Here is an 18,192-nt window from a genome sequence, read left to right on the forward strand (position 1 = left end):
CTCGTTATGACACTCTCGTCATCATACACCCCGTCGACGTACGAATGGGGGGCTATCCGGGATCCGGATCCGATGGAGGATCCGGTATTGATCGAGCAGTTAATCCCAAAGAGGACATCATCCCCGATGACCGCTCCAAATTTCTTCCTGCCGGTATCTGCTCCCCCGACAGAGACATTTCCATGATCATGGCGGAGATTTGCGATCTTCGTCCCGGCACCGAAGTTGCAGCCCGAGCCGATGACACTGTCCCCGATATAATTGAAGTGCGGGATCTTCGTTCCACTGAAGATGACCGAGTTCTTCACCTCGACGGCATGGCCGATATGGCACCGGTCCCCGACCGCCGTACCCGGCCTGATATAGGCGCCGGGCCCGACGATGCAGTCCCGGCCGATGATACAGGGTCCTTCGATATAGCTCCCTGATCGGATCACCGTCCCCTTCCCGATGATGACCGGGCCTTTGAGAACGACCCCCGCTTCAACCGTTCCATCATCTGGACCGCTGGTGATACCAAGGAGATATTCATTGGCTGCAAGGATGTCCCAGGGATACCCGACATCCCTCCATGATGTAAGCGTGATGGCTCCAAGCCTCTTCTCCCTGATATATCCGCTGAAGGCATCGGTCAGTTCATACTCCCCCCTGCCTGAGATGCCGATCATCCTGATGAGATCGAAGATCTCAGGTGAGAAGAGGTATGCCCCGGCGTTGATCATGGTGCTCTTCGGTGCCCGTGACTTCTCCTCAAGGCTTGTCACCCGGTCTCCTTCAAGGACCACAACGCCGTAGCTCTCGGGATTGTCAACCTCCGCGACGGCAAGGGCAGGAGCCTCCATTTCGCAGAGGGATCCAATCTCTGCCGCACTCAGGATCATATCCCCGTTCATCAGGAGGAAATCCCCGGTCACAAGCCCTTCGGCTGCTGCAAGTGCATCGGCGGTCCCCCGCTGGCACCTCTGGACGACATACTCGATGGTGACAGATAATCCTGAGCCATCCCCGAAGTACTCCCTGACGATCTCTTCGCCATACCCGACGACGATGACGAACCGCTCGATCCCTGCATCCCGTGCCGCGATGATGAGATGTTCAAGCATCGGCCGGTTGGCAAGCGGGATCATCACCTTCGGACGGTTCGTCGTGAGCGGCCGCATCCGCTTCCCCTCACCGGCTGCAAGAAGGACACACTCTGTTGGCCTCGCCATTATGAGACCTCCCGGATAGCCGCCTTCAGCCGCGATTCGCCTTCTGCAAGGAGAGCGGAGGCGATCTCCTTCGTTCTTCCTTCAGCGGTGACCCGGACCTTCGGCTCGGTGCCGCTTGCCCGGATGAGATACCATCCGTCCTCCCCCGCAATCCTGAGACCATCTGTTGGCTTCTCAGCACCAAGATGACTGAGTGCGGCCTGGCCATGCGGCGTGGGGATGGAGGATCGGAGGATCGGGTACTTCGGCATCTGGTCAATCTCCTCTGCAACATCCCATTCGCCTGCGATCTCGCAGAAGAGGGCGGCTGCATAGATACCGTCTGCACAGAAAGAGTGGGAGGGGAAGATCCAGCTCCCTGATGGTTCGCCCCCGATTCCGCCCCAGGTGAGGAGCTCTTCGGAGACATAGCTGTCGCCGACAGGCGTCCGGTGGACGGTTGCCACCTCCTCGATGGCCATCGATGCATCGACCGTCGTCACCACCTCGTGAAGATCAAGGTATCTCGAGAAGAGGATCAGAAGGTGTTCACCGGCGATGAACCTCCCTCTGTTATCAAAAGTGACGCACCGGTCGGCATCGCCATCATGGGCAACTCCGCAGGCGGCGCCGGATTTCCGGATGATCGCAGGCATGTAGGAGAGGTTCTCAGGGAGGGGCTCAGATGGGCGGGGGAACGTCGATGTCGGATCCCCGTTCAGGGTGACCGTTCTTACACCCGCATCCGAGAGGAGTCCGGGGGTGATCGCGGTTCCTGCCCCCCCGCCGCAGTCGAGGACGACCGTCATCCCGCTCTTCGGGGAGATGGAGGAGAGGATCGCATCCCGGTGCGGGGTGATGATGTCAGCATCGATCCGGGTTCCGATCTGATCCCAGCCATTCCAGATCGGATTATGTACCATCTCCTCGATCCTGGACTGTTCTGCAAGGGTATAGGGGGAGCCGTTCGGATTGAAGAGCTTTATTCCGTTATAATCCTCTGGATTGTGCGAAGCGGTAACCATACAGCCTGCATCTGCATTCCGCGCCGCATAGGCGACCGTCGGGGTTGGTGCCACCCCTCCGGAGATGACATCGGCACCTGTGCAGAGGAGACCGGAAGTAATGGATTCTGTCAGGATATGCCGTGTGGATCGAGTATCGCTCCCGATAACGACCCTCTTTCTGTCTGTGCCAACAGATGCACCGACAGAGAGGGAGAGGTCAAGGAGCGTCCTTCCATACGTCATCCTGATACCGGATGAGCCAAAGAGCATACAGGTTTATCTGAGAGATAAGATATTATGCTTACTCATCTGCCGAAGGGGCACCAGTGCTTCAGATCGAGGAGTGTGGCAACCCCGGCGGTTGATGGACCAAGATAAATGATCTCTTTTGTATCCTGATACTTCTCCTGAATCTCAATTCCTTCGTCGCTGATCAGCCCGTCTCCTGCGATGATGATAATATCTGCCTTCTCCGGGCTCTCCGCGATCCTCCCCTGGAAGATCTCCGGAATCTCCTTGAGATTGTCGACAGGGTAGATCATACCGCTGTCATACATCTTTGCAAGCATCTCCCGGCACTCCCCATGGCAGGACGGTGGGCAGGCATGGAGTTTGCGGGACATGCAGGCAAACCCGGTGACGACATTGATGATCGCAACCGCGGCTGCCCGTGTCTTTGGTTTTTTAAGCGGCGCCTCATAGAGAAAAGAGAGTTTCGCCTTCGCCTCAAGCGGTGTTGTGGTGACCATCTCAGCGGTCCGGCCGCCATACACTCCTTCAAGACAGACACCTCGTGGATACTGGCAGACCGGCACATCCCTGTTTACCCAGAGGGAGACGACCCCATGGTCGCAGCCGCTCCCTTCCAGAGATCCTTTCAGTTTTTGAACTGCTCTGTGTATAATCGTCATGATACCATATCCTCAATCAGGATCACGCGTGCAGGTGATCCATCAAGGCCTTTGCATGAGATCGGGAGTGCAACCATCATATACTCTCCCCCGGGAAGATCGCCGGGATCGAGGAGCTCGATGATGACAACCCCGGCGGCAAGCAGAATTCTGTGGACCGCACCATCGCCCTCCGGTGCCTCGATCGACGGGGCATCGGTCCCGATGGCAATGATCCCCGCCTCAACAAGGGTCCGGGCATCCTCTTCCTGAAGGTACCCATAGCACTCCGGCTCATCTGCTGACCAGCCGGAGTGGATGATCACCCTGAGAAGGCTGGTCCCTTCGAATACTCCGGCCGGAACCGGACCCGGAGGGACGTCTCTGAGGAGAACCGGGCCGACCGCTGCCTCAAGCGGTACTGCCTCGATTCCGGCTCCCCCCGGGATCACATGAAGCGGGGCATCGATATGTGTCCCGCTATGGCTCCCCATGCAGATCCCGGTGACGGTATAGCCGTCCTGAACCCTCTGAGAATAGGTGACCGCCGGATCTCCGGGCCAGACAAACGTCTCCGGGGAGAGCTGGCGGGTGATATCGTGGATCTTCATCGCTCCGGCCATCCGTATCTCCCGAGGAGCGGGACGAAACGGACCGGTTCAAACGATTCCCGGATATACTCCGATCCCCGCCTGGTGACCCTGGTCAGGTACTGGATATCGGTATCCCCGACCGGAGCGACGAGCCTCCCTCCTTCGGCGAGCTGGTCGAGGAGAGGCTCAGGGATATGAGGGGCCGCGGCGGTCACCAAAATGGCATCATAGGGGGCACCTTCGGGATAGCCTTCTGTCCCATCTCCGATGATGATCCTGATGCCGGTGATCCCGGCCCTCCTGAAATTCTCTTCCGCCTGCTCTGCGACCTCTTCGATCCGCTCGATCGAGATGACACTCGTTGCCATCCTGCTGAGGATCGCCGCCTGGTACCCGCTCCCGCAGCCGATCTCAAGAACCGTATCGGTGGGAGCGACCCGGAGGAGTGCGGTCATCACCGCGACGATATAGGGCTGGGATATCGTCTGGCCTGATCCGATCGGGAGCGGCCGGTCCTGGTATGCCTCCTCCTCCATGCCTTGTGGGACGAAGAGGTGCCGGGGCACCTCCTCCATCGCCCGAAGGACCCGTTCGTCAGAGACCCCGCGTCGCCGGATCTGGTCATTGACCATCTCCTTTCGCCGGGCTTCAAACGGGTCGTTCATGGTCAGAATCCCTTCTCGGCCGCATCGATTGCGGCATCAATCTGGCGTTGCAGGCTCTCCGGCAGGCCGCTGATCTTCACATCAAGGAAGCCGCGGATGATCGTCGCCGTCGCCTCGTCCTCGGAGAGGCCCCGTGCCATCAGATACTCGATCTCGTCCTGGGCAATCTTTCCGACTGCCGCTTCATGGGAGAGTTCGCAATCGACGACCCGGCCTTCGATCTCAGGGATGGCATGGATGATACCGTCTTTGAGGATGAGTGCCCGGCACTCGATATGGCCCTTGGTATCCCTGACTGATCCAAGGATATGGCCGCGGGAGATGATCGTTCCGCCGGTCGTGATCGCACGGGTGATTAACTCGGAGGTTGCCCCTTTGGCAGAGAGGAGGGCACGGGATCCGGTGTCGAGGTAGGATCCCGGGGTTGCAAGCATAATGCTTGAGAAGCGTGCAACCGCCCCTTCTCCACGAAGCTCGGCAGTCGGGTACATCTGGACCTTCTTTGCAGGGACCATGCAGACATAGTTTGAGAGGAAGACCCCCCGCTCCTCGACGATCGTGACACTCCGTGGATAGACCTCAATCGTCTCCCCCCAGGTATGGATCATCGTGGAGGTGACCTTTGCATCTTTGCCGACATAGATCTCGGTCACTCCATAGTGTTTGCCGTTCTTGTTCTGTGCCGAGCTTGCACATCCGGCGATGAGATGGAGCTCTGATCCCTCCTCTGCGATGATGATGTTATGGACGTACTGGATATCTTCCTTTGCCAGGAAGAGGCAGGTCTGGAGCGGGAAGGTGGTCTGGCTTCCTTTCCGTGCGATCAGGACATATCCTTTCGGCTCCTGTGCAGCGATGTACTGCGTAATCTCATCTTTGTCACGGGACACCGCCTTCCAGTAATAGTCCTCAAGCCATGCATAGCGTTTGAGTGCATCGGCAATCGGGAGGATCTCGATCCCTTTTGCATCGGTGGATGCATGATGGATATGCTCATCGACCTGGAGGAAACTCCCGGATCGCCCCTCAAGGGTTCCGGTCTGGAGCCCGGTCATCTCGATCCGCTTTCTGTCCTCTTCATTGATCTCGGCAAATCCCTTCATACCCTCTGACATTCGATACACTCCTTATACCCTTTTAACTGAATACTCTTGAGGATCTCGCGGGGATTGCCATGGCACTTGAAGGTCCCGTCACACATCACATGGCCGAAGTCGGCATCGATGTAGTCGAGGATATACCCGGTATGCGTGATGATGAGCCCGCTCTTCTTCCGGCTGATAATGTGCTGATCTTTCTCGATGAGGCCCGCGATTGCATTGCCGACGAGGGCCATATTCTCGAGATCAACCCCGCTCTCGGGCTCATCGAGCATCACGAAGTCGGGCTTCTGGATCATCAGCTGGAGCACCTCGCTCCGCTTGATCTCACCGCCTGAGAAGCCTTTGTTGACATCGCGTTCGAGGAAGGTATCCATATTCATCCTCCGTGCGTACTCCTCAACATGGCTGGTATCCCCGTGGGAGGTGACATTGAGCAGCTTGCCGAGTTTCAGCCCCGAGATCGTCGGTGGCCGCTGGAAGAGGAGACCGATACCGAGCTGTGCCCGCTCATGGATCGGCATCTTCGTGATATCATGGCCTTTAAAGGTGATCGTTCCGTCAGTGATGCGGGAACTCCCAAATCCCATCAATGCACGGAGGAGGGTCGTCTTGCCGGACCCGTTCGGCCCCATCAGGACATGGGTCTCACCCTCCCGGATGGTCAGATTGATATCATGAAGTACCTCTCTGCCTTCGACCTCGACATGGAGGTCCTCTATCTCAAGCATACAAAATCATGATCTATTCCGCATGGGGATGTAAAAAAGGATTGTTTCGGGATGGCGGCAGATACCTCTCGCTCCTCAGGATGTCCATCTCCCAAAAAAAGGGAGGATACGGAGTTTCCATCTCGGAATTTCACTTTCACCCCCCGCGCCGAGGATTGATATGGCCCCGGGTGCGATGAGACGAGTATGAAGAAGATGACCTTCGTCTACCTCGTTGAGCGTGCAGAAGAGTACAGAACCGCCATCCGGCATGGATGCCGGAGATCCGATGCTCTGCGATCCGGCGGGCGGCAGACCGAACCAGAGATCCGGCACCCTGAGAACCGGATCATCATCGCCTGAACAGGCCCTGATGGAATATCTCCCGGATATCCGCAATTGATCCAAGGATCAGGTCCGGGACGATCCCCGATTCCTCCACAACCGCGGCCGAGTACTTCCCGGTTTGGACGAGCACCCCGGTGAGGCCGGCCGCCTGTGCACCCCCGACATCACTCCTGATGTCATCGCCGATCATCGCGGTGGCAGCCGGTGCAACACCCATGATGGAACATGCCGAGAGGAATGCGTCCGGAGAGGGTTTGCCAAGTACGTCTGCCTCTCTCCCGGCCGCATATTCGAGTGCCGCAACAAACGGCCCTGCCGAGAGGGTGAGGCCGTCTTCGGCCATCCAGTACCGGTCCCGTTCAAGCGCGATGAGGGGTGCGCCATCGGTGATCAGCCGAAACGCCCCGTTCAGTGCCTGAAAGGTGAATGCCTCCCCGGCATCCCCGATGATGACCGCCCCGTCGCCGTCGGTGATCCCTGCGGTATGGAACGCCTCCTTCGCCGCCTCTGTCACCAGCATTCTTGCCGATGAAATTCCCTTCTCTTTGAGCAGCCGGACCGCGGCGACGATGGGTGTTGAGATCAGCTCCGGGTGTATCGAAAGGCCGTTTCGGTTCAGCCGTTCTGCTATCCCCTCCCGGCTCCGCTGTGTCGAGTTTGAGAGGAACCGGTACGGGACCCCCGTCTCCTCCAGCCAGCCGATGGCCTCTGCCGCACCAGGGATCGGATCCCCCCCGATGGCAACCACGCCGTCGATATCGATGATGAGTGCTTCTATCTGCATCGTCTCCTCACTCGCATGGCATACTGATAATAGTAGTATTCTCTCTTCTCGTTCTGGTCTGATAAACCTCCTCTTACTTTCACCCCCCGCTCACCGGGTTTATCATGCAGAGATGCGAGGTGTACGTAATGGCAGGGACAGCGGGGGGCTTCAGGACGGCCCGGTCACTCTGGAGGGAGCGGCTCGATCCACGGCACGAGTACCGGGTCATCGAGCATGATAACCGGTTCAGGGCGGGGATCGGGAGGACCGGCATCTTCGCCTCAGAATTTCAACGGTTCGAGGAAGAGAAGGAGCGGCTATGCGATCTCCATGCAGGATCGGATCTCGGTGAGATCATCGCAGGGGATATCATCGATACACCCGAGGGTGAATGTTTTGGGATCGGTGAGTCGGTCTCCTGCCCGCCCCTCCCCCTTGATCCGGATGCGGCCCGGGCCCACCTGCTCCGCTCTCTCCGGCTGGTGCCGGGGATCGGCCCTGCCCATGAACGGAGACTGAAGCAGAAGGGTTGCCGGACGATCCGCGATCTCCTCCATATCCGGCGGTACCGTCCTTCTGCCGAAGAAACCCTCTCCCTCATCACCGACGGCGATGCCGGGGCGGTGATGGCATGGGCACGATCACGCCTCTCCCCGACCCATCCGGAGGTGATCCGATCATCCGCCCTCTTCGATCCCGGCCGGCTCGTCTTCCTGGATATCGAGACCCTTGGCGTCTTCTCCCGGCCGGTCTTCCTCATCGGGTCTGCAACAGTCGAGGGGGGCTCCGTCCGTCTCCGGCAGTTCCTCGCCCGCGACATCGATGAGGAGCTCCCCGCCCTCCTCGCATGGCAGGAGAGCCTCCCCGACGACCCCCTCATCCTCAGCTACAATGGCCGGTGTTTCGATGTACCCTATCTCGCAGACCGGTGTGCGTACTATGGGGAGGAGTATGCCTTCGGTGCCCACCAGCTTGACCTCCTCCATATCACCCGCCGGACCCTCGGCCGGGATCTCTCCGACTGCCGCCTCGCCACCATCGAGGAGACGGTCCTCGGTCTTAAGAGGGGCTTTGATCTCCCTGGTGCACTTGTACCTGGATGGTATGATACCTACAGGCGATCCAAAAACCCGGGCCCCCTCATCCCGATCATCCGGCACAACCGGCAGGATGTCCTATCCCTCGTCGATCTCCACCGCCGGTACCTGGAGATGTACCGGTGACGCAGCCTCCGATCCTCACAAAGATCCGGGAGGAGTGTGGCACCCCTGAGGATGCCCTCTCCATCCACCGTATCTTCGGGAGGGAGGCACGGTATGCGACGATCCCTGACCCCCTCCATCCCCGCCTCCGCTCCTGGCTCATCAATGAAGGAATCCGGCCCTACATCCACCAGGCAGAGGCGTATGAACGGGCATCAGCCGGGGAGGATATACTCCTTGCGACGCAGACGGCATCCGGAAAGACCCTCGCCTTCGCCCTCCCGATCATCGACCGCCTCCTCTCCGACCCCGACGGGCGGGCACTTCTCCTGTACCCGACGAAGGCGCTCGCCCGCGATCAGCTCGCCGCATTCCAGGCCATCGACAGAGCCATCGGGGCTGGTCTCTCCCCGGCTGTCTATGACGGCGATACACCACGGGATGCCCGGCCGGGGATCCGGTCGGGATCGCGGATCATCATCTCGAATATGCATGAGATCCATCATATCCTCTCCTGGCGGCGGCAATGGGCGGATTTCTTCTCAGGTACCGCATTTGTCGTCATCGACGAGGCACACCGGTACCGGGGGGTCTTCGGCTCCCATATCGCCCTCCTGATGCGGAGGCTCACCCGCGTCCTTGCGTACTATGACGCATCCCCGGTCTTTATCCTCGCATCCGCCACCCTTGGAAACCCGGAAGAGTTTGCGGAACGGCTCTGCGGCCGGCGGGTCCGTATCATCGCAGAGGACGGATCGCCGCAGAGCCCGAAGAACATCGTCTTCTATAACCCGTATCTACGGAATCCCGGGGCATCCCTTACCTCCGAGGTCTCCCGTCTCCTTGCGATCCATATGCGGTATCGCCACCAGACGATCTGCTTCTCCCCGTCCCGGCGGCTCGCCGAGGTGATCACCCGGAGGACGAGAGAGGAGCTTGCTGGTGATCCCGCCCTCGCAGACCGGCTCCGTGCATACCGGGCAGGCTACCTTGCCGATGAGCGGCGGGAGATAGAGGCAGGGCTGAAGAGCGGAGTTCTCCAGGGGGTGGTCTCGACAAATGCCCTCGAACTCGGTGTTGATATCGGTACCCTCGATGCGGTCCTGATGGCCGGATATCCCGGTGCCACCATCTCCTTCTGGCAGCAGGCGGGACGGGCCGGCAGGAGCGGCGATGAGAGTCTCGTCACGATGGTTGCCCGGTATGATCCCATCGACCAGTATTATATGCATCACCCCGACCGTTTCTTCGCCGCCACCGCCGAACACGCCGCCGTCGATATGCGAAACCCGATCATCCTCTCCGGCCATCTCCTCTGTGCGGCAGCCGAGATCCCGGTTGGTGACGGGGATATCACGTACTTCGGGGATGAGATGATGGCCCATCTCCGGGAGCTCTCAGATGAAGGGCTCCTCGCCTGGACCCGGAGAGGGTATGTCTATGCCGGAGCCCGCCGCCCCGCCGAGGCCGTCACCCTCACCGGCTCGGCATCAGGGGGATACCGGATCATGGAGAAGGGCCGCCTCATCGAGACGATGGATGCCGCCCAGGCATACCGGGAGGCGTATCCCGGGGCGGTCCTCCTCCATCAGGATACAAGCTATATCGTCCGGTCGGTGGATCGGGACGACGGGGTGATCCGGGTCGATCTCCTCGAGGCCGACTACTTCACCCGCCCGCTCACCACCACCTCTGTCTCGGTCGACCGGATCCTCGGGTCACGCAGTCAGTCGGGGCTCGCCATCTCCTTTGCAGAGGTGACCGTCACCGAGGCGATCACCGGCTACCAGCTGGTCCGGTATGATCGGATCATCGGCTCTGAGATCTTGGATCTCCCGGCAAACTCCTTCCCGACGCAGGCACTCATCCTTGCAATCGATCCCTCTCTCCTTGAGGATCATGGCATCGCCGATCCCGATGGCACACTCCATGCCGCCGAGCATGCCCTCATCGCCGCGATGCCGGGGCTCGTCATCTGTGATCGAAACGATATCGGCGGCATCTCGACCCGGTATCATCCTGCGGTGGACGGGCCTGCCATCATCATCTATGACGGGTATACCGGAGGTGCAGGACTCGCCGCAAAAGCGTATCATCTTACCGGGGAGATCGCGGATCTCGCCGCAACGATCGTCGATGAATGCCGGTGTTATGATGGCTGTCCGGCCTGCATCTTCTCCCCGAAGTGCGGCAATGAGAACAAACCTCTTGATAAGGAGGGATCAGCGGTGCTGCTTCATTCCCTGCGAAAAATGAACGAAGGCAGGTAAGCATGGATGATCGTCTCCACCATAACGAGCATCAGGTTCTCCCGCGAGACAAAAGCAGTTCTGAATGCCCTGAAAGATCATCCGAGGGAGGGCTATAAAGAGGAGTGGATATCCGCCTCTGAACCAGAGTCGGGATAGTTCTTAATATGAAAACCACCAAAGACTCGTTGGCGTGAAGAATATGAATGTCCTTGATCTCCTGCGCAGGCACGAATCTGTCCTGAAAGAGCGCTTTGGTATTGCCAGGATCGGCATCTTTGGATCTTTTGCACGCGGAGAGGAGCGGCCTTTGAGTGATATCGACATACTCGTCTTTTTTGAAGAGGGAAAGAAGACATTCGACAACTTCATGGGTGTGAAATTGTATCTTGAAGATCTCTTCGGTCGGAAGGTCGATCTCGTAACGGAAGCGGCACTGAAGCCCCTCATCCGCGACCCGATTCTGAGGGATGTTATCTATGCGTAGATCCCAGCTTCTCTATTTACATGATATTGAAGATGCTGTAAAGAGGATACAATCGTATGTTGGGAGTATGACATTTGAGGAGTTCTCAAATGATCAGATGCGAATTGATGCCGTCATTCGGAACTTTGCAATTATTGGCGAAGCGGTAAAAAACCTGAACAACGAATTGAAAGAACAATTTCCAGCAACTGATTGGAGAGCTATTGCTGGATTTCGGGATATACTGATTCATGGATATTTCGGCGTCGATATGGAGATCCTCTGGAATATCATTACGCAGAAGATTCCAGAGTTTCAGGCAGGGATTTCTGAAATAATTTTTAAAGAATATAAAAATAAAAATTAACTATTCTCCCCGGACCCTGCTCTCCACCGTCATGAAGATCGGGCCCCGGAGATCGATCTTCTTCCTCGAATCGGTGACGAATCGCATCGCATGATCGGCGATCCTGATATTCACATCCGAAGGAAGTTTTGCCATCTTCACCTGCACGGTTGTTCCTTCCCCGCACCGGGCCGCCTCTTCGATCCTGGCGGCGGCGAGGAGTGCGACGGTATCGATGAACCGGATGCCGGTCGGAGTGCCGTTTGCTCTGATATTCGCAAACTTCTCGGTATCCGGCACTCCGAGGATCGCTCCTTCATGGATGAATATCTCGTTTCCGCAGGCGGGTCCGAGGAGCTTTGAGTTCTCTTCCGGCTCAATGACCGTGACATCGACGGCGGTCCCGGCGATCTCGCCTGACCAGGCCGGGAATGAGCAGGGGGACGGCTCTGCCGCATGTTCGGTCGCAACTGCCGCGATCGCCTCTGCAAGCACCCGCCCCGTCTCCGTTGCGGGCTCTTCCCGGACGGTGATTGAGCGGATGAGATCGCGATCCGTGAGGGGCTGCGGATAGAACTGGGCGTAGCTGAGCTTCCGGACATCATCGGCGTTGTGAATGATCATCGCAAGCCGCTCGACACCGAGGCCGAGATTCATCACCGGGATACCGACACCATACTCCCCGAGGGCGGATGGGGAGTAGATCCCAAAGGTCGCCACCTCCACCCAGTCATGCACCGGGTGGCGGGCATAGACCTCGGTCTGGGTCCCGGGCATATAGTACTTCGACCGTTTCTCATCCGGCCGGAACTCAAAGTCGGTGAACCCGAATGCAGATAACAGCCCTTCGGCAACCGCCATCCCCTCGTCGATGGTGACATTTTCATCAGCGACGATACAGGAGGCGGAGTGGTAGCTCATCAGCCGGGTTGCCCCCTCCTCCTGCTCCCGGCGGAAACACCGGTCGATCGAGAAGAGGCGGATCGGATGGGCCCTCCGGTTCCAGCACTCCTCAAGCGACATGAACCAGCCGCTCGTCATATGTGACCTGAGGGTGGACCGGGACGACTCGGGGGCGAGCTCCCGAAACTCGGGGAAGACCGCATCGAGGATATGGACGACGACCGCGTCATCGATTGCAAGGACCGCCGCCATCTCATGGGCGAGATCGTCGCCATCAAAGTCGCCCTTCTTGTAGGCATGAAGGGTCGTCCGGAGCGCCTCCTCCTTCTCAGAAGAGATGGATATCCGGGCAATCTCCTCGATCTCCTCAATCTGCTTCCGTGCGATCCCTACATTCGGGCGGGGCAGGCCGCCGAGATAGAAGACGCGATCAAGAACAGCCATCGCCTCGGGCCCGAACTGCCGGTACACCTCCTGCTCCTCCACGATGACGGGGTTCATCGCTTCGTTAAAACCCATCGAAAGATATGCCTGCCGCAGTCTCTGGATGGTATCAAAGACCGGGTGCGGTTCTGCACGGGTATAGGTATAGCGGGGGTACTTCCGGGCGGACGGCGGTTTTGAGAGGACGCTCGTCCCGGCATGCCAGGCTCCTTCAAAATCCTCTTTCCCGCGTCTCCTGAACTCTTCTGGATCAAATCTCATGGTTCCTCCTCAAGGCAGACGACCCGCGAGACGGGACTTTCATCCCGTATCCTGTACCCTGCATGGCGGCCGACCTCCTCTGCAAAGGATCGGAGATATGCATGGTCGGGCATCTGCTCAACTGATAATCTGCTTCGACTGTATCCGAGATACATATATCCTTTGATCTCGACAAACGTCGGGGCTGCATCACGGATGATCTGCCCGTACTTCTCAGGCGAGTGATCGTTGATCCCTTTGACAACCGTCATCCGGATCGCAGAACGACGGCTGGAGAGATACGAGAGGCTCTCCTGGATCCGCCCCCAGTAATCCCCCATCGGCCGGCATACCAGCCGGTAGGTCTCCTCGTCCGGCGCATCAAGCGAGATATAGAGCTGGGTGGGATGGAGATCCCTGATGACCCATGGCCGGGTACCGTTTGAGACGACAAAGACGGTATGGCCGGTCTCCATGAAGCGATCAACAAGCCCGGGGAGGTGGGAGTAGCAGGTCGGCTCACCCGAGAGCGAGATGGCAACCTGGTTTGGCCTCACCGTTGCTTCATCCCACCGTTCCTCTGTCACCTCGGGGTGGGGTTTGTATCCTGACAATCCCTTTTTATGGAGTTTTGTAACACTGGCGACGATCTCTTCCGGCGACAGCTCGCGGTCTTCATCTATGGGAAGCTCATGGGATCGCCAGCAGAAGAGGCAGCGCTGGTTGCACCGGAGTGTCGGTGTCATCTGGATACACCGGTGGCTCTCGATACCGTAAAACTGGTGTTTATAACACATATCTCCCCCGGCGAGGGCACGTTTGCTCCAGAGACACGGCTTGACCGCGGCAGAAGAGAGGGGGGAGATGAAGTTGTACCCCTGCCTGCGCAGGGTATCACATGCTTTCGAGTGCATCGATACCGAGGGTCAGAAGCCCCTCTTTCAGCGTGTTCTTCGTCGCTTTCACCAGGCAGAGCCGTGCGTCACGGTTCCGGCCTTCTGCCTTCAATACAGGAACGAACCGGTAGAAGGTGTTGAAGAGATCGGCGAGATCCCGGATATAGGTTGCAAGAAGGTGGGGCCGGAGATCGGCGACGACAGCATCGAGGATCGCCGGGAACCGTGCGATCGCCTTTGCAAGGGCGATCTCATGGGGATCCTCATACTCATAGACCTCAGCAAACTCCCCGGCCTTTGCAAGGATGGATGATGCCCGTGCATGGGCATACTGGATATAGGGGGCGCTCTGCCGCTCGAAGTCGAGTGCGGCTTTCCAGTCAAAGACGGTGCTCTTCTCCGGTGAGACCCGGATGATATCATACCGGATCGCACCGATGGCGACCGAGCGTGCAATCGCGGCACGCTCCTCATCTGATAACTCCGGTCGCCGCTTCGTCACCTCTTCGAGGGCGCGGACGGTCACCTCCTCGATCAGCTCATCGGCTGTGATGAACTTCCCTGCACGGGTGCTCATCGCTCCCTCCGGGAGCGAGACGAACTCGAAATGGAGAATCTCGGGTGGCCGCTCCCCCATCAGCTTCAGGGTTGCGCAGAGCTGTCCCCCGATCAGTTTATGATCGGCTCCGAGGACATCGATGACGCGATCATAGTTTCTGTCCTTCCAGATATGGTAGGCGATATCACGGGCTGCATAGACGCTCGTTCCATCCGCACGCCGAAGGATGTACTTCTTCTCAAATCCGTACTCCGTCAGGTTGAGGGAGAAGAGTTCGCCATCATTCTCCGCTTCGTCCAGTCGGGAGAGGGCGGCGAGTGCCCGCTCCATATCGCCGATACGGACAAATGTACTCTCCCTGACGATCCGGTCATGGACGGTATTGAGGGCGAGGAGCGTCTCCCGGATCCCCTCCATACAGGTGTCAACGGCCTCACGGAAGCTGGCCTCCGTCTTCTTCTCTCCATGCTCGATCTCGCGCATCAGCCGCTCAATCTCCGATCCTATCGATGGATCTGCCTCGAGGTCACGGTTTGCCTGGATATAGACGCGGGCGATATAATGATCCGGCTTCTCTCCCTCATTCCGTGTGATGCCAAGATTCTGAAGCCCCCAGACGACGATTGCGATCTGGCGGCCCATATCATTGAGATAGTATTGTACCTCAGACGGGTATCCGGCTTTGCGGAACGCCCGGACGAGCGAGTCGCCGATGACGGTGTTTCTGATATGGCCGACATGAAGGGGGCCGTTGGGGTTGGCACTTGTATGCTCGATCAGCACCCGCTCATGCTTCTTCTGGAGATCGCCATACCCCGGACTCTGTGCGGCGGCGACAGATCCGGCGAGATATTCAGCCCCGAAGGTGAAGTTCAGGTACGGCCCGACGGCGAGGACCCCCATCCCCTCCGCCTCAGGCATCGCCTGTATCTTCTCTGCAAGGTCGGCTGCTATCTGTACAGGCGCCTTCTTCTCCTTCTTTGCAAGGGAGAAGGCGATCGTCGATGCGATATCCGCATGATCCCCTCCATCGACGAGGAAGGGCTCGTCCTCACCGGTGCATGCCTTCAGCATCCGGCTGATCCGGTCAACTGTTTCAAAGTACATCTATAATCCCGTCCTGTACCGCAGTATCGCGGCAATTCCACCGAATGCGTTGACGAGCATCGCACCCTCTTCAAAGTCATCGGAGATGATCTCAACGGTGGTGCTGCTCTGATCGGCAAGATTCGTCAGCTCTTCAATAATATCGGTCTCGGCATCAAGGATGAGCGGCGATGTGCATTTCGGACAGTTGCCAAAGTCGATATCAGAGACCTTCTTCCCTGGCTCCATCCGGAAGGTTCGCTCCTCCGTATATCCACAGGCGCCGCACCGTATCTCAAGGCGGGACTCACGGAGCTTCGCTGAGAGGAGGAGGATATCGACTGCGCCTGCCTCCAGGTTCTTCCTGATGCTCTCCTCACCATATGCGGCAACCCCGTCGTCCTTGGTCAGCTCCTTGAAGAACTTCGACATGATCGCCTTCTCCCGCATCAGGTCGACACCCTTGAGGGCTTCACCGGCGGCATCGACGAGTTCGGCAAGGCCGCTCTCATTGGTATATGCCACATCGAAGAGGCCGAGCATCTTCTTTTTCACCTCATGGTGGAGATAGTCCCCGGCGGCAAACTCTTCCTTCGTCGGTGTCGGTCCGCCGATGAGAAGCCCTTTGAACCGTTCAAAGAAATCTTTCTCTGCAAGGAACGTTTCGCTTGCACGTTCCCCGACCTTCTTGTAGTATTCATTGATTGCGATCAGACGGAGCCGTTCGAAACGTGCTGCTGACTGACCACCTTTCCGCTGTTTCCCCGGAACTGTGGAGGTTGTCCCGCTGATCGGCTCGATTCTGTTTCCCCGGAGGAATCCCCAGTAGGATTCACGCCGATCAAGGACAAGGAGACCATAGACAAACTTCTCCTCCAGCATCTGCCTGAGAGGCTCAAGCTCGAAGCTGGAGCTGCACCGGTACAGATATGTACCAAGCGGCTCGGGAGGCTCGACGATGATCGTCTCAAACGTGCTCTTGTCCCCTCCGATATTGACGGCACCTGAGAATACCGCCATCCCGTTTGGTGGAGGGCTTCTGACATTCTTTAAACGTGCAAGGATAGAGGAGAGGGCGCTCTGGACATTCGTCTTCGTCTGTTTGCTCTTGATGTTTGCACACTGGCCAAACTCATCGCGAAGCTGTGCCGTTACATCGTATATCTGTTTGTCAGGGGGTATGTACAATGATATGAGTTCAGTTCCGCTCCCCTCCTTCTCCTGGAGTCGTTCAAGCATCTTCCTGAACTCATATCGGCGCCGTGCCTCATCCTTTCCTGTCTGTTCTGTCTCAGCCATGGGGGTCAGTCACCATTAAAAAACTGTTCATAAATTCTCTTTCTCATCCAATAAAGGTGAGTATTCCTCACTCGCGGCACCGGAAGAGGAGGCAGATCGTCTTTGCGTCCGTGATCCGCCCGTCCCGTGCCATCTCCTCCGCCTCTGCAATTGGCAGGCGGATGACCTCGATCACCTCATCCTCGTCAGGATGATGATCATCTGCCGGTCTGAGATCCCGTGCCTCATAGAGGTGCAGGACCTCATCGGTGTATCCGGGGGTGGTATTGATGATGCCCCGGGGGATGAGGGTCCCGGCCCTGAGCCGGGTCTCCTCGACCATCTCACGGTCTGCCGTCTCCTCGGGGAGCTCGCCATCCTCCATCGTCCCGGCGGGTGCCTCGTAGATATAATCCCCGAGTGCCGGGCGGTACTGCCTGATGAGGTAGCAGTCGTCGCCGTCACGGGGGAGCATTACCACGGCGCCGCCGGGATGAATGATGATCGTCTCCTTGCTGGTGCCATTTGGGAGATCCACCCTCCGCAGCTCGACCGAGAGCCTCTTCCCCTGGTAGATCGTCGTCATTGCTGCCCCCGGTACCTGATGGGGTCAGCCCGTCCGGTGTTTGCAAATGCCTCCAGCCGGTAATGGCAGGAGGAGCATATGCCACAGGCAAGATCATCCTCCCCGTAACAGGACCATGTCTCTTCATAGGGGACATCAAGGGCAAAGCCGGTCCTGAGGATCTCTGTCTTGTTCATCCCGACGAACGGGGCGAAGAGGCGTATCGGGGTCTCTGTCATCGTCCCGAGATCGATGACCTTCTGGAATGCCTCGATGAATTCGGGCCGGCAGTCGGGGTATCCGGCATAGTCGCCTGCCTGCACCCCGATGAAGATCGCCTCTGCGCCGCGTGCCTCTGCAAAGCTCGTTGCGATAGCAAGGAGGTTGGCATTTCGGAAGGGTACATAGGTGTTTGGATGTTCCGGAGATGCATCATCATGGCGTTCCACGGCCATCTCCGGGTCGGTGAGACTGCTTGCGCCAAATGCCCTGAAGTACTCGAGGGAGATGACGACCGGGGGTTCTGCTCCCAGGCGTCTGGCAAGCCTCTCTGCGCATCCAAGCTCTTTTGATTCTGTCCTCTGTCCGTACCTGATGTGGAGGGGGAGGAGTGTATATCCCATATCCCGGGCATAATACGCGAGGGTGGCCGAATCCATCCCTCCTGAGAGGAGGCATACTGCTTTCAT

At 58.2% G+C, this 18,192-nt stretch carries 19 protein-coding genes; 5 read left to right on the forward strand and 14 right to left on the reverse strand.

What is annotated here, in order from left to right:
• From glmU to RJ53_RS04015, 7 genes are all read right to left on the reverse strand, one after another.
• Window positions 1-1,211, reverse strand: a 1,211-nt coding sequence (glmU, locus tag RJ53_RS03985) for a bifunctional sugar-1-phosphate nucleotidylyltransferase/acetyltransferase (protein ID WP_211530336.1), incomplete at its 3' end; no start/stop codon positions are given.
• The gene (locus RJ53_RS03990; RefSeq protein WP_211530337.1) at window positions 1,211-2,467 is read right to left on the reverse strand and encodes a phosphopentomutase/phosphoglucosamine mutase; all 1,257 of its coding nucleotides are present in this window, start codon (window positions 2,465-2,467) and stop codon (window positions 1,211-1,213) included. The genes glmU and RJ53_RS03990, both read right to left, overlap by 1 nt.
• 35 nt (window positions 2,468-2,502) lie before the next feature.
• On the reverse strand, window positions 2,503-3,108 hold the full coding sequence (locus tag RJ53_RS03995) for a hypothetical protein (protein WP_211530338.1): 606 nt from the start codon (window positions 3,106-3,108) through the stop codon (window positions 2,503-2,505).
• Window positions 3,105-3,710 (reverse strand): cyclase family protein, encoded by a 606-nt coding sequence (locus RJ53_RS04000; RefSeq protein ID WP_211530339.1) that lies wholly within the window; start codon window positions 3,708-3,710, stop codon window positions 3,105-3,107. Before RJ53_RS04000 ends, RJ53_RS03995 begins: the two co-directional genes overlap by 4 nt.
• Window positions 3,695-4,345, reverse strand: a complete 651-nt coding sequence (locus RJ53_RS04005) for a protein-L-isoaspartate(D-aspartate) O-methyltransferase (protein ID WP_211530340.1) — start codon at window positions 4,343-4,345, stop codon at window positions 3,695-3,697. The genes RJ53_RS04000 and RJ53_RS04005 overlap by 16 nt, the downstream gene beginning before the upstream one ends.
• Window positions 4,346-4,347: 2 nt before the next feature.
• Window positions 4,348-5,460, reverse strand: coding sequence for a SufB/SufD family protein (locus RJ53_RS04010; protein WP_211530341.1), 1,113 nt, complete (start codon window positions 5,458-5,460; stop codon window positions 4,348-4,350).
• The gene (locus RJ53_RS04015; RefSeq protein WP_211530342.1) at window positions 5,445-6,176 is read right to left on the reverse strand and encodes an ABC transporter ATP-binding protein; all 732 of its coding nucleotides are present in this window, start codon (window positions 6,174-6,176) and stop codon (window positions 5,445-5,447) included. The genes RJ53_RS04010 and RJ53_RS04015 overlap by 16 nt, the downstream gene beginning before the upstream one ends.
• Window positions 6,177-6,362: 186 nt before the next feature.
• Between RJ53_RS04015 and RJ53_RS04020 the strand changes: the two genes are divergently transcribed.
• Complete coding sequence (locus RJ53_RS04020; protein ID WP_211530343.1) at window positions 6,363-6,518, forward strand: hypothetical protein; 156 nt, start codon at window positions 6,363-6,365, stop codon at window positions 6,516-6,518.
• On the opposite strand, the gene RJ53_RS04025 is transcribed toward RJ53_RS04020, so the two are convergent.
• Window positions 6,508-7,287: a TIGR01458 family HAD-type hydrolase gene (locus RJ53_RS04025; RefSeq protein ID WP_211530344.1), complete on the reverse strand. Its 780-nt coding sequence runs from the start codon at window positions 7,285-7,287 to the stop codon at window positions 6,508-6,510. The genes RJ53_RS04020 and RJ53_RS04025 overlap by 11 nt on opposite strands.
• 128 nt (window positions 7,288-7,415) lie before the next feature.
• Between RJ53_RS04025 and RJ53_RS04030 the strand changes: the two genes are divergently transcribed.
• The 4 genes from RJ53_RS04030 to RJ53_RS04045 all read left to right on the forward strand — a co-directional run bounded on the left by RJ53_RS04030 (window position 7,416) and on the right by RJ53_RS04045 (window position 11,553).
• A complete protein-coding gene (locus tag RJ53_RS04030; RefSeq protein ID WP_211530345.1) occupies window positions 7,416-8,492 on the forward strand; it encodes a ribonuclease H-like domain-containing protein in 1,077 nt (358 codons plus the stop codon).
• Window positions 8,489-10,741 carry a DEAD/DEAH box helicase gene (locus RJ53_RS11845; RefSeq protein ID WP_211530346.1) on the forward strand — a complete coding sequence of 751 codons (2,253 nt, stop codon included), beginning with the start codon at window positions 8,489-8,491 and terminating at the stop codon, window positions 10,739-10,741. Before RJ53_RS04030 ends, RJ53_RS11845 begins: the two co-directional genes overlap by 4 nt.
• A gap of 181 nt (window positions 10,742-10,922) precedes the next feature.
• Window positions 10,923-11,207 carry a nucleotidyltransferase family protein gene (locus RJ53_RS04040; RefSeq protein ID WP_211530475.1) on the forward strand — a complete coding sequence of 95 codons (285 nt, stop codon included), beginning with the start codon at window positions 10,923-10,925 and terminating at the stop codon, window positions 11,205-11,207.
• Window positions 11,200-11,553: a HepT-like ribonuclease domain-containing protein gene (locus RJ53_RS04045; RefSeq protein ID WP_211530347.1), complete on the forward strand. Its 354-nt coding sequence runs from the start codon at window positions 11,200-11,202 to the stop codon at window positions 11,551-11,553. Before RJ53_RS04040 ends, RJ53_RS04045 begins: the two co-directional genes overlap by 8 nt.
• Here the strand turns inward: RJ53_RS04045 and sepS are convergent, their stop codons facing one another.
• From sepS to queC, 6 genes are all read right to left on the reverse strand, one after another.
• Window positions 11,554-13,140: an O-phosphoserine--tRNA ligase gene (sepS, locus tag RJ53_RS04050; protein ID WP_211530348.1), complete on the reverse strand. Its 1,587-nt coding sequence runs from the start codon at window positions 13,138-13,140 to the stop codon at window positions 11,554-11,556.
• Complete coding sequence (gene twy1 / locus RJ53_RS04055; protein WP_211530349.1) at window positions 13,137-14,033, reverse strand: 4-demethylwyosine synthase TYW1; 897 nt, start codon at window positions 14,031-14,033, stop codon at window positions 13,137-13,139. Before twy1 ends, sepS begins: the two co-directional genes overlap by 4 nt.
• Entirely contained in the window at window positions 14,014-15,681 is a 1,668-nt protein-coding gene (gene argS, locus RJ53_RS04060) for an arginine--tRNA ligase (protein WP_211530350.1), read from the reverse strand. Before argS ends, twy1 begins: the two co-directional genes overlap by 20 nt.
• Window positions 15,682-16,959, reverse strand: a complete 1,278-nt coding sequence (gene prf1, locus RJ53_RS04065) for a peptide chain release factor aRF-1 (protein ID WP_211530351.1) — start codon at window positions 16,957-16,959, stop codon at window positions 15,682-15,684.
• Between the two features lie 67 nt (window positions 16,960-17,026).
• Window positions 17,027-17,524 (reverse strand): NUDIX hydrolase, encoded by a 498-nt coding sequence (locus tag RJ53_RS04070; RefSeq protein WP_211530352.1) that lies wholly within the window; start codon window positions 17,522-17,524, stop codon window positions 17,027-17,029.
• The gene (gene queC / locus RJ53_RS04075; protein ID WP_211530353.1) at window positions 17,521-18,192 is read right to left on the reverse strand and encodes a 7-cyano-7-deazaguanine synthase QueC; all 672 of its coding nucleotides are present in this window, start codon (window positions 18,190-18,192) and stop codon (window positions 17,521-17,523) included. The genes RJ53_RS04070 and queC overlap by 4 nt, the downstream gene beginning before the upstream one ends.

Origin of the sequence: Methanocalculus chunghsingensis (assembly GCF_018132105.1) — an archaeon.
Lineage (GTDB): Archaea > Halobacteriota > Methanomicrobia > Methanomicrobiales > Methanocorpusculaceae > Methanocalculus > Methanocalculus chunghsingensis.